Source organism: Streptomyces sp. NPDC048650 (genome assembly GCF_043199095.1).
GTDB lineage: Bacteria > Actinomycetota > Actinomycetes > Streptomycetales > Streptomycetaceae > Streptomyces.
This window is the reverse complement of record NZ_JBICVM010000001.1, coordinates 1,194,665-1,205,440: the sequence shown is the minus strand read 5'-3', so window position 1 is coordinate 1,205,440 and position 10,776 is coordinate 1,194,665. Positions and strand designations below refer to the sequence as shown.

10 protein-coding genes and 1 pseudogene are annotated in these 10,776 nt (G+C 71.0%); all 11 read right to left on the bottom strand.

Annotated elements, in window-relative coordinates; translation table 11 throughout:
* Nucleotides 1–148: 148 nt before the first annotated feature.
* Nucleotides 149–688, bottom strand: a complete 540-nt coding sequence (locus ACGFML_RS05520; protein ID WP_393540437.1) for a TetR/AcrR family transcriptional regulator — start codon at nucleotides 686–688, stop codon at nucleotides 149–151.
* 106 nt (nucleotides 689–794) lie between these two features.
* Entirely contained in the window at nucleotides 795–1,631 is an 837-nt protein-coding gene (gene whiG, locus ACGFML_RS05515) for an RNA polymerase sigma factor WhiG (RefSeq protein ID WP_393540198.1), read from the bottom strand.
* Nucleotides 1,632–1,993: 362 nt separating this feature from the next.
* Nucleotides 1,994–3,253, bottom strand: a complete 1,260-nt coding sequence (gene dprA / locus ACGFML_RS05510) for a DNA-processing protein DprA (protein ID WP_393540196.1) — start codon at nucleotides 3,251–3,253, stop codon at nucleotides 1,994–1,996.
* 746 nt (nucleotides 3,254–3,999) lie between these two features.
* A pseudogene (locus tag ACGFML_RS05505) lies at nucleotides 4,000–5,649 on the bottom strand (YifB family Mg chelatase-like AAA ATPase).
* Nucleotides 5,649–6,050 carry a YraN family protein gene (locus ACGFML_RS05500; protein ID WP_393540434.1) on the bottom strand — a complete coding sequence of 134 codons (402 nt, stop codon included), beginning with the start codon at nucleotides 6,048–6,050 and terminating at the stop codon, nucleotides 5,649–5,651. Before ACGFML_RS05500 ends, ACGFML_RS05505 begins: the two are co-directional and overlap by 1 nt.
* Nucleotides 6,051–6,367: 317 nt before the next feature.
* Nucleotides 6,368–6,676, bottom strand: a complete 309-nt coding sequence (locus ACGFML_RS05495) for a DUF2469 domain-containing protein (RefSeq protein WP_003980220.1) — start codon at nucleotides 6,674–6,676, stop codon at nucleotides 6,368–6,370.
* A gap of 38 nt (nucleotides 6,677–6,714) precedes the next feature.
* A complete protein-coding gene (locus ACGFML_RS05490) occupies nucleotides 6,715–7,233 on the bottom strand; it encodes an NUDIX hydrolase (RefSeq protein WP_393540195.1) in 519 nt (172 codons plus the stop codon).
* Nucleotides 7,226–7,954 (bottom strand): signal peptidase I, encoded by a 729-nt coding sequence (lepB, locus tag ACGFML_RS05485; protein ID WP_393540193.1) that lies wholly within the window; start codon nucleotides 7,952–7,954, stop codon nucleotides 7,226–7,228. The genes ACGFML_RS05490 and lepB (ACGFML_RS05485) overlap by 8 nt, the downstream gene beginning before the upstream one ends.
* A 54-nt stretch (nucleotides 7,955–8,008) precedes the next feature.
* Nucleotides 8,009–8,983 (bottom strand): signal peptidase I, encoded by a 975-nt coding sequence (gene lepB, locus ACGFML_RS05480; RefSeq protein WP_393540432.1) that lies wholly within the window; start codon nucleotides 8,981–8,983, stop codon nucleotides 8,009–8,011.
* Nucleotides 8,925–10,010, bottom strand: a complete 1,086-nt coding sequence (gene lepB, locus ACGFML_RS05475) for a signal peptidase I (RefSeq protein ID WP_393540191.1) — start codon at nucleotides 10,008–10,010, stop codon at nucleotides 8,925–8,927. The genes lepB (ACGFML_RS05480) and lepB (ACGFML_RS05475) overlap by 59 nt, the downstream gene beginning before the upstream one ends.
* Nucleotides 10,003–10,767: a signal peptidase I gene (gene lepB / locus ACGFML_RS05470; protein WP_393540189.1), complete on the bottom strand. Its 765-nt coding sequence runs from the start codon at nucleotides 10,765–10,767 to the stop codon at nucleotides 10,003–10,005. Before lepB (ACGFML_RS05470) ends, lepB (ACGFML_RS05475) begins: the two co-directional genes overlap by 8 nt.
* Nucleotides 10,768–10,776 lie beyond the last annotated feature (9 nt).

Here is a 10,776-nt window from a genome sequence, read left to right as displayed (position 1 = left end):
CGGGCTGCGGGCTGCGGGCTGCGGGCTGCGGGCTGCGGGCTGCGGGCTGCGGGCTGCGGGCTGCGGGCTGCGGGCTGCGGGCTGCGGGCTGCGGGCTGCGGGCCAACGAGCGTGGTGGGGGTGGAGGTGGGGGCGGGAGGGCCCCAGGTCAGCCGCTCACCCCGCGCAGGACCATCCCCACCGCCGCCTCCGTGATCTCATCCGGGTTCTCGGCCGCTCCGAGTTCGATGCGGCGGACAGCAGCGTCGACGACGCCCTGCAGGAGCATGGCGGCGAGTCGGGGCTGTTCGTGGCCGAGCGCGGCGAGAGCCTCGACGATCATGGCGATGAGTCCGCCGTGCGCCGCACGGATCTTCTCGCGCGCGCCGGCATCCAGTTCGCCGGCCGAGATGGCGACGACAGCACGGTGCCGCCGGTCACCGACCAGAGCCAGCTGCCGGCGCACATACGCCTCGATCTTCGCCTCCGGAGCGCCTGCGCGCTCCATCGCCGCCTCGACCTCGGCCGCCCACACCGGGAAGTCGACGGCACACAGCTCCTCGACGACAGCCGCGCGGGATCGGAAGTACTCATACACGGAGGAGCGCGCGAGTCCCGTGCGCTCGGCGAGGGCGGGGAAGGTCAGCGCCTCCGTCCCACCTTCGGACAGCAAGGTGCGGGCAGCGTCCAGAAGGGCGCCGCGCTGCATCGTCCGGTGCTCGGCCACAGAGGCCGCTCGAATCCTTGGCACCACTCCACTGTACGGATGGCGCGTCCGTCGTGGCACTCCACCCGGCGTCCTGGCTCCGCGGGTTTCAGCGGCCGACGTCGGCCAGTTTCGCGCGGAGCTGCAGTACCGACTTGGTGTGAATCTGACTCACCCGGCTCTCCGTGACCCCGAGGACGTTGCCGATTTCGGCAAGTGTCAGGCCCTCGTAGTAGTAGAGGGTGACCACGGTCTTCTCCCGCTCGGGGAGGGTGTTGATGGCCCGTGCGAGGAGTCGCCGCAGCTCTCGGTCCTCAGCGATCTCGACCGGGTTCTCGGCGGCGGTGTCCTCCAGCGTGTCCATGAGGCTGAGCCGCTCACCGCCCTCGCCGCCGACGTGCAGAAGCTCTTCGAGCGCCACCACGTTCGCCAGGGACAGTTGGCTGAAAACGTGGTGCAGGTCCTCGAGCCCGATGCCCATCTCCTCGGCGACCTCCGCCTCGGACGGGGTGCGGCGCAGCTGCGCTTCGAGGGTGGCGTACGCGCGTTCCACAGCTCGGGCCTTCTGCCGTACGGACCGTGGAATCCAGTCCAGCGCACGCAGCTCGTCGATCATGGCGCCGCGGATGCGAGTGATCGCGTAGGTCTCGAACTTGATGGAGCGTTCGGGTTCGAACTTTTCGATGGCGTCGATCAGGCCGAAGACACCGGAGGAGACGAAATCGGCCTGTTCGACGTTGGGGGGAAGACCCACACTGACGCGCCCGGCGACGTACTTGACCAGCGGGGAGTAGTGCAGGATCAGCTGCTCCCGCAACCGCCCGTCACCCGTCGCCTTGTAGGAGCGCCACAGCTCATCGAGCGAGGAGGGCGCGGCGGGGCGCACGCTGCCGCGCGCGGCGGGTGGTACCGCCGCGCGGTCAGACCCGGAGGTGTGCTGGGGCATTCGTCGCCTTGAGCCGTTCTGCCGAGACGCTGGGTGGGTGGACAGTTGAGGGGTGAAGTGCTTGTGAGCGTAGCGTGACCGCGGTGTCGCGGTGCGCAAGGAAGCGGGGATCGGGGGTGCGCAGATACGTTCCGCTGCCCGCACCTCAGGGTTACCCCGTCGAATGTGACGACACCTGGAGTCGCCGCCGGGCATGGATCCACCGAGGACCGGGCGGCGGGGCGCACTGACGCGAGGGCCGGAACACCGTGCGTCCGTTGCGCCGGCTCGCCGTCACCGCACGCGCCGGCGCCACGCGCCGAAGCAAGGCAAACCTGGATTCTGCGGTCATTCCCCTCACCCTTTCACCCGTTCGCCCCAGGTCAAGCACCGCCTCGCCGGGAACCTTCGGAGGGCCCGGCACGCCGCACCAGCTCCCATCGGCCACTGTGCTGATGAACGAATCCGAGCGACTGCAGCTCGATGAGTTTGCTCTGCACGACGTCGCGGGTGATCCCCGATTCCCTCGCCAGGTGGTCGGCATCCGTGCCGCCGCGAGCGGGCAACGCCTCCAGCACGCGGGCCGCGACGGGCGCCAGGAGATCGCGGGCAAGGGTCGGCCCGTGTCGTTGGGGGCCGAGTTCACCGATGCTGCCGACGAGTTCGACGATCTCATCGGCGTCGGTGACCAGGAGCCCCTCAGCGCGCAGGAGTTGATGCACCCCCGCAGACAGCCCGCTCGTGACGGGCCCGGGCACGCCCATGGTGTACCGGCCCAGCGCCAACGCTCGCCGCGCGGTCACCAGGGAGCCACTGCGAAGCTCGGCCTCGACCACCACCGTGCCACGGGTGAGCGCGGCGATCACGCGATTGCGCTGGATGAAACGGCTGCGGGTGGGGTGAGCACCGGGCGGTAACTCCGCTACCAGCAGGCCCTGTTCAGCGATGCGGGCGATCAGTTCGGTGTGTCCGCGCGGGTAGGCGTGGTCGACGCCGGAGGCGAGTACCGCGAGGGTCGGACCGTCCGCGGCCAGTGCCCCGCGGTGGGCCGCGCCGTCGACGCCGTACGCGGCTCCGGAGGCGACGGTCCATCCTCGTTCGGCGAGAGCTGCGCCGAGGGTCGTGGCGAGGTGGGCGCCGTATTCGGTGCATGCGCGGGCGCCGACGACGGCGACCGAGCGCAGCGCCCAGAACCTGAGGTTGGCCGCACCGCGTACCCACAGCCCGATGGGGCGGCCGTCGCCTAGGTCCTCGAGCTGGGCGGGCCATTCCTCGTCGCCGGGGATGATGAAGCGGCCACCCAGTGCGGCGACGGCGGCCAGGTCCGCCTCGGGGCGGGCGTGCGTCGCACGCAGTCGTAGGCCCGCGATCTTCTCCGGCCTGGCGTGTTCGGGCGGATCAAGATCCTCGGACAGTGCCCGCCACAGGGCTTCCGGTCCCATTTCGCGCAGCCAGCGGCCCGCGGTCTCGTCTCCCGGCTCGATGACTCGGGTGAGCGCCGCGCGCGCGGTGCGTTCCGGTTCTGCACTGCGGGCCGTCGGAGCTACGGGCCCGTCGTGGGCCGGTGTCCGAGCGGCGGCTTTGCCGTCTGCCGCATTGCCTGTGCCGTGGGCAGCGAAGCCCCAAGCGTCCGTACCGTTCATTACGCCCCCTGGTTGTCTGGTGGCCGCGTGGTCGCGCGGCCCGAATCGTGATCCGACCTGGCTGCCGGAGTGGGCGAGGCGGGACTGGGCGGGGGTGGACTGAGCGGGGTGGGACTGGGCGGGGGTGGGAGCGGGATGGCGGGAACGGCGTCTCTGCGGGGCCGAATGGCTGCCCTGGCGCGCCTTCTTCCGGGGGCCCCGCCCCCCCACCCGCCACCCGCCCCCGTATTTCGCAGCAGCATTTCGCAGCAGCTCGGAAGGCGCTCCAGATCGAGCCCAGTCGTCGGTGCCCGGCGAGGCAGCGTCCACGGCGCTTCGGCCGTTCCCAGCTTCGGCCGTTCACCGCGTCCCGTCCGCTCCTGGCTCGCTGCTCCCAGCTCTGCTCTGCCCTGCCCCGCTCTGCCTTGCCCTGCCCTGCCCTGCACCGATGCACGACGCCTCACCGGGTCATGGCTCGCCACCCCACCCCACCCCACCCCACCCCGCCGGTCCACGCGCCCACGCACGGCGCCGCATCCCCGCACGCCACCCTCGCCCTTGGGCACCCCAACCTCGGCTCAAGCCGTCGCACTCGCTCAGGCCCTCGGCCCTGCACCCTCGCTACGCATCCCCCGGCTCCCGTGCCCACGTCGCACCCCGGCCACAACCCCATGACCTCTGGTCCCTGGCCCCGCCCACCAGCAGCGTCGGTGCCCGGGCCATCGGCGCCACCCCGCCCTCCCCGGCGCGGCGCACGACACACCGCCTCACGACGTCACCGCCGACTCCGGCTTCGGCACCGACACCGGTGCCGTGGCCATCACCCCGCCTCCGCGTCGCACTCCGGTCCGCAGTTCCAGGGCCCAGTTCACGTCCTCGCGGGTGGGCCGGTCGCGGCCGGCCAGGTCGGCGGACGTCCAGGCGACGCGGAGGACCCGGTCGAGGCCACGGGCTGTCAGGAGACCGCATTCCAGGTCGCGTTCGGCCTGGTCAAGGGCGCCGGGGTCAACCTGCCAGCGGGTTCTCAGCTCGTGTCCCGGCACCTCGCTGTTGGTGTTCCAGTGGGTGCCGGCGAAGCGGGTGGCGGCGCGTTCACGGGCAGTGCGTACGCGGTCGGCCACCCGGGCGGTGGATTCGGCGCCGCGGCCGAGTGCGAGCAGTTCGGAGCGGGCGACAGGTTCCACGGCGATCCGGAGGTCCACGCGGTCCATCAATGGCCCGGACAGTCGCGCCCGGTAGCGGCGGATCGAGGAGGGTCGGCATTCGCATCCGCCGCCGGTGGTGCCGTGTCTGCCTCAGGGGCAGGGGTTTGCTGCCAGGGCCAGGAGGAAGCGGGCCGGCATGCGCATCATGCCGGCGGCCCGGGCGACGACGACGTGGCCCGATTCGAGTGGCTGGCGCAGCGCGTCCAGGACGCGGGCGTCGCACTCGGCCGCTTCGTCGACGAACAGCACGCCGTTGTGTGCAAGGGATACCGCTCCCGGGCGGGGCAGGCCGGTGCCGCCGCCGACGAGGGATGCCATGGTCGCTGAGTGGTGCGGGGCGCAGTAAGGGGGCCGGTCGACGAGTGGTTGTCCGGGTGGGAGGGTGCCGGCCACCGAGTGGACGGCGGTGACCTCCAGGGACTCCTTGGGCGACAGGGCCGGCAGGAGTCCGGGGAGGCGCTCGGCGAGCATGGTCTTGCCTGCGCCGGGCGGGCCTTTGAAGAAGATGTGGTGGCGTCCGGCGGCGGCGACTTCCAGGGCTCGGCGGGCGCTGTGCTGGCCGGCGACCTCCGCCAGGTCGAGTGCGCGGTCGCCGGGCGGCAGGCCGGCGCAGGTGCCGGAGAAGGGTGCGAGCAGGCCCGACAGGAGCGGGTCGGGGCGGCCGTCGACAAGGGGGTCCGGCACTTCGTCGGGCACGGGTTCGTCGCTGAGGACGGCGATGAGCTGGCGCAGGCTGCGGACGCCGAGGACGGAGATGTCGGGGACCAGTGAGGCTTCGGCGACGGTGCGTTCCGGGACGACGACCTGGCGGTATCCGGCGTCCGCGGCGGCCAGGACGGCGGGGAGTACGCCGCGCACGGGGCGGACGCGGCCGTCGAGTCCCAGTTCGCCGATCATCATCAGGTCGGTGAGTTGGCGGGGGTCGAGTCGCTCGGCGGCGCCGAGGACGGCGCAGGCCACGGCCAGGTCGAAGCCGCTGCCGCTCTTGGGGACGGAGGCCGGACTGAGGCCGACGGTGAGTTTCTTCTGTGGCCATTCGGCTCCGGAGTTGGCGACCGCGGCGCGCACCCGGTCCTTGGACTCGACCAGGCTTTTGTCGGGCAGTCCGACCAGGGTGAACGCGGCTACGCCTGGTTCCAGGTCGGCCTGGACCTCGACGACGACGCCTTCGACGCCGACCAGGGCTACGGAGCAGGTGCGGGCGAATCCCATCACGCCACCCCTCGGACGTGCTCGACGACGGGGGCGCCGCGGGCCGGCAGCAGCACGCCGATGACGTCGATGCGTACGCCGCCGGGTGGCGGGCCGCCGTGGTGTTCCAGCCAGCGTTCGGCGAGCCGTCGCAGGCGTGCGGTCTTCGCGGCCCGGACGGCCGCCATGGGGTGTTCGTACGCGGACGCGCGGCGGGTTTTGACTTCGCAGACGACCAGGGCGTCGCCGTCGGTGGCCACGATGTCGATCTCGCCGTCCCGGCAGCGCCAGTTTCGTTGCAGGATCTGCATGCCGGCTTCGATGAGCCGGCGGGCGGCCAGGTCCTCGCCGTATCTCCCGAGCGCCCGTCGTGGGTCCGTCGTCCTGGCGGGGGTCCTGGTCCTGCCCGTGTCCCCGCCCAGGTGCTCGGCCGCGGCCCCGGCGGCCGTCGTCCCGGCCAGGGTCGTGCTCGGCGTGGCTGTCGGAGTCGGCGTCGGATGGGTGGGGGCCGTGCGCCGTTTCGCCGTCGGCCTGCCCTTCGGGCGGCGGCTTGCGGAGGGCTTCGCGTGTTTCGTGGTCCGTGGGGTGTTTCCGGCCTCGGGGCCGGCCTGCGTGGCGTTCATTCGGCACCACCTCCGGTACCGACAGTGACGCCTCCGCACGGAGGTATTGGATCTTGGTGGATAACCGGCCGGTTGTGGACAACCCCGTCACTGGCGAGGGGGTATCGGCCCTGGGCTCAGCTGCCCGGGAGATCCAGGTCGCTCTTGTTGAGCTCCTCGATGTTCACGTCCTTGAATGTGAGAACGCGTACCTGCTTGACGAAACGGGCCGGTCGGTACATGTCCCACACCCAGGCGTCGGCCATCGAGACCTCGAAGAAGACTTCGCCCTGTACCGAGTGCACCTGCATCTCGTAGTCATTCGTGAGGTAGAAACGACGCTCGGTCTCGATCACGTATTTGAACAGCCCGACGACGTCGCGGTACTCCCGGTAGAGCTTCAGCTCCATCTCGGTCTCGTACTTCTCGAGGTCCTCGGCGCTCATGGCAGATCCCCTTCAGCCGTGCGTCCCCCTATTGTGCGTCACGCCCTCTCGGTCTCCAGAAGCACCGGCGCACTCGGGGGGCCTTCGTCGAGCAGCGTGCGCAGCAGCTCGGCGAGTCTGGTCGGATACACCGTCTCATGCGATGCGGACAGTTCCTCGGCAGTCCACCACCTCAGTCCCGAGACGCTGCGTCGCTCCAGGTCAGTCTGCCCGCCCATGTCGGTGGCAGTCCGCTGCGCACGTCCCAGGTAATACCACTCGTCCTGGTCCCAGCGTCGCCCGTCGAACGGGAAGGAGCAGCGGCGTTTCCACAGGACGGGGCCGAGGTCGGCGTCCGTGATGCCGGTCTCCTCGGCGAGTTCGCGGCGGGCCGCCTCCTTGCGGGTCTCGGAGCCCTCCAGGCCGCCTCCGGGGGTGAACCACCAGGTGTCGGAGGGGTTGTCCGGTTCGAAGCCGTGCAGCAGCAGGATCCGGTCGTCCGGGTCGAGCAGCACGATGCGGGAGACCTGGCGTGTCTCGGAGGGATCACCGGGGGCCGCTGCGGCGGCCTCAGTCATGGCTGCGGGTCCGGCGTCGGGCGATGGGACCGTAGGCGGCACCGCCGAGGATGAGGACCGCGCCGACGGCGACGGCGACGGCGATGGGCTCGACCGGGCCGGGCCGGGAGACGCCGCCGGGGAGCTCGGAGAAGCCGGCGGGGCGTTGCATCACGCCGATGCTGCCGAGCGGCCAGGCGCGGGCGTCCACACGTGCCTGGACGGCGCTGCGCGGTACGGAGCCGTGGTCGCCGTCGGTGAGGTGGACCCGGGAGTCGAGGGAGTCGTTGCGGTGGTCGCCGAGCAGGAACAGCTGGCCGGTGGGGACGGTCGCCTTGAAGCCGAGGGGCGAGGCCGGGCCGTCTCCTTGCAGATACGGTTCCTCGACAGGCTTTCCGTTGACGGTGAGCCGGCCCTGCTTGGTGCAGCAGGCGACCTTGTCGCCGCCGACGCCGACGACGCGCTTGACCATGGGCAGCTCGCCCCAGGCGGCGTCCTTGAAGACGACGATGTCGCCGCGGCGTATCTCGGAGCCGTCCACCCTTTCGGCCAGGACCCGCGCCCCGACGGCGATCGTCGGCGACATCGAATCGGTCGGCACCGTGTACGGGCGGTAGATCACTGCCGCCCATACGAAGCCGCCCAGGAACAGCACACAGCCGACGGCCACGGCCAGACCGGACAGCACACTGCCCGTCGTCCGGCCGCGGCCGTCGGTCCTGTGTTCGGTACTGCTGCTCATCCCAGCGCTCCCACCCTGCGGGCGGGGCCCGCGTCGAAGATCTGGGACGGCACCCTACCTGGGGTAACGCTCTCCGGTCAGCCTCCGGCGGCGCCAGATCACGATCGGCAGGGCACCCGCGAGGCCCAGGGCCGCCGGGGCCGCTGCCATGGCCTTGTTGATCCCCGGCTGGTCGAAGGTGTCGGGCACCGGCAGGGTCGACCAGCGGTTGATGGGCCAGGCGATGGTGAAGGCGCGGCCGACGACCTCGTCGACCGAGACCGTGCCGTTGCCCTTGAGGTTCTGGTGGTAGCGGGAGTCGAGGGAGTCGTCCCGGTGGTCGCCCATGACCCAGATGCGGTCCTTGGGGACCTTGATCGGTCCGAATGCCCGGTCGCCGCAGGGCGTGGCACCGGGGAAGACGTACGACTTCTCGTCGAGCGCCTTGCCGTTGACCTTCACCGGGCCGGTGCCGTGGCATTCCACCGTGTCGCCGCCGACCGCGATGACCCGCTTGATCAGGTCCTTCTCCTCGGCGGACGGCATCAGGCCGATGAAGCTGAGGACCTTCTGGACGGCGTTGGGCTCGGGGGTGGGCGCTTCGTTGAGCCAGCCGCCCGGGTCGTGGAAGACGACGACCTCGCCGCGCTGCGGCTTCGATCCGAACCAGGGTGTCAGCTTGTCGACCAGCACCCGGTCCCCGCGCTGCAGGGTGTCCTGCATGGAGTCGGAGGGGATGGAGAACGCCTGCACCAGGAAGGTCTTGATCAGGAGGGCGAGGAGCAGCGCGATGCCGATGAGGATCGGCAGCTCCTTCCAGAAGGCGCGCGGCTTCCTGGCCTTCGTCATACCGCCGCCCTCCTTGTCGTCCTGCACGGCGTCGTCCGCCCGGCCGGCGGCGCCGTGCCGGTCGGAGGGGCCGGACGGGCCGGTCCGTGCTGACGTCTGTGACTGTGACTGATGCACGGAACTCGTCGCCTGGTGCGAGGACTCACCCTGCCCCGCCGGCTCTTCGGGCTCTTCGGTTCCGGACCGCGCGCCGACCGCCAAGTCCCCCACATCTGCTCCTTACTCCACGCTGTCGCCCGCCCGTCAACCGGTGCAGGCCCACCACTCCCATAACGAGCGGGAGTTCCGCAGGGGTCGGGAGTACGGCCAAACTCTCGGGGGACACCCTATTCGGCGGGTCGGCTGCCGCCGCCTTCGCACCCGGCGCGTCGCGCACCGTACCGAAGGTGTCCGGCTCTTCCAGGCGCCGCCAGTGGCTGAACGGCCAGGCGATCACCACGGCCTGGCCCACGACGTTGTCCTCCGAGACCGTGCCACGGTACGGCTCGTTGAGGTGGAAGCGCGAATCCGCGGAGTCGGAGCGGTGGTCGCCCATCACGAAGATCCGTCCGGTGGGGACGGTGACGCTGAATTTCAGCTCGGAGGGCGGGTTGCCGGGGTGGACGTACGGTTCGGTCAGCGGGGTTCCGTTGACGGTGACGCGGCCTTGTGCGTCGCAGCACTTGACGGTGTCGCCGCCGACCCCGACGACCCGCTTGATGAGGTCCTTCTCGTCGGCGGAGGGAAGCAGTCCGATGAAGGTCATGAAGTCTTTGAACTGCTTGACGCCCACCGGAGGGGCGTCGCCGATGCGGGTCTTCTCGTCCGGTGGCAGCCACTTGCCCGGGTCCTTGAAGACGACGACGTCGCCGCGCTCCGGCTTGGCGCCGAACCAGGGGGTGAGCTTGTCGACCAGCACCCGGTCGCCGATCTTGATCGTCTGCTCCATGGAGCCCGACGGGATCACGAACGCCTGGACGAGGAAGGTCTTCAGGACGAGGGCGATGGCCAGCGCCACGCCGATGAGGATCGGGATTTCCTTGAGGTAGGAGCGCTGCCTGCGGCGTTTGATGCGCTTGGCCTGGCGGCGCCGCTCGGCTCGGCCCCCGGTCGGGCGGCCGGTCCCGGGCGCCGCCGGTTCACCGCCGCCCGCGGCCGGGCCGTCGGTGCCGGGCGCTTCGCCGGACGCTTCGTCCGCCGCTCCCGGTGCGTGGGGTCCCCCGTGGCGGGGTTTGCCGCGGTTACCCATGGGGGCCGGCCGGGGCGGGTATGCCGTCGAAGGACCGCGGGGTGTGGAGGGTGGTCCAGCGGCCGACGGGCCAGCTGATCCAGTCGGCCCGGCCGATCACCTTGTCGACGGGTACGGTGCCGCCGCCGGCCTCGCCGAGGTGGTCGCGTGAGTCACTGGATCTCGCGCGGTGGTCCCCCATCACCCACAGCTTTCCCTTCGGCACCACGATGTCGAAGTCCACCGAGGAGGGTGCGTCCCCCGGGTGGAGGTAGCCCTCGTCGACGGGCTTGCCGTTCACCTTGATCCGCCCCCGTTTGTCGCAGCAGGTCACGTGGTCGCCGCCGATCCCGATCACCCGCTTGACGTAGTCGGTGTCCGCGGGCCGGGCCAGGCCCAGCTTCGCTCCGGCGCCGCGCAGCAGCGCCGTGACGGGATTCTCCCCCGAGTTGCTGTGAACGAAAGACCCCGTGCCGTCGAATACCACGACATCGCCCCGTTCCGGCTCGCCGCCGAAACGGTACGCCAGCTTGTTGACCAGCACACGGTCCCCGATCCGCAGGGTGTTCTCCATCGAGGAGCTGGGGATCAGAAAGGGCTGGACGACGAACGTGCTGAGGAAGAAGAGGAAGACCAGGCAGCAGGCGAGGAGAGCGACGGGACGGTGGCGCAGGCCGGCCGCCCGGGTGCGGAAACGCGCGGAGCGCGACCGCTGCTCCGGCCCCTGGTCGGGGGCGGGAGAGGGGTCGCGCTCCGAGAGCTGTGCGTCGGTGTCCATCGGGCCCTG

Excerpts from the sequence above, each read along its gene's own strand:
- whiG (WP_393540198.1), bottom strand. The coding sequence starts at position 1,631 with ATGCCCCAGCACACCTCCGGGTCTGACCGCGCGGCGGTACCACCCGCC.
- lepB (WP_393540189.1), bottom strand. The coding sequence starts at position 10,767 with ATGGACACCGACGCACAGCTCTCGGAGCGCGACCCCTCTCCCGCCCCC.
- dprA (WP_393540196.1), bottom strand. The coding sequence starts at position 3,253 with ATGAACGGTACGGACGCTTGGGGCTTCGCTGCCCACGGCACAGGCAAT.
- ACGFML_RS05490 (WP_393540195.1), bottom strand. The coding sequence starts at position 7,233 with ATGACTGAGGCCGCCGCAGCGGCCCCCGGTGATCCCTCCGAGACACGC.
- lepB (WP_393540193.1), bottom strand. The coding sequence starts at position 7,954 with ATGAGCAGCAGTACCGAACACAGGACCGACGGCCGCGGCCGGACGACG.
- lepB (WP_393540191.1), bottom strand. The coding sequence starts at position 10,010 with ATGGGTAACCGCGGCAAACCCCGCCACGGGGGACCCCACGCACCGGGA.
- ACGFML_RS05520 (WP_393540437.1), bottom strand. The coding sequence starts at position 688 with ATGCAGCGCGGCGCCCTTCTGGACGCTGCCCGCACCTTGCTGTCCGAA.
- ACGFML_RS05495 (WP_003980220.1), bottom strand. The coding sequence starts at position 6,676 with ATGAGCGCCGAGGACCTCGAGAAGTACGAGACCGAGATGGAGCTGAAG.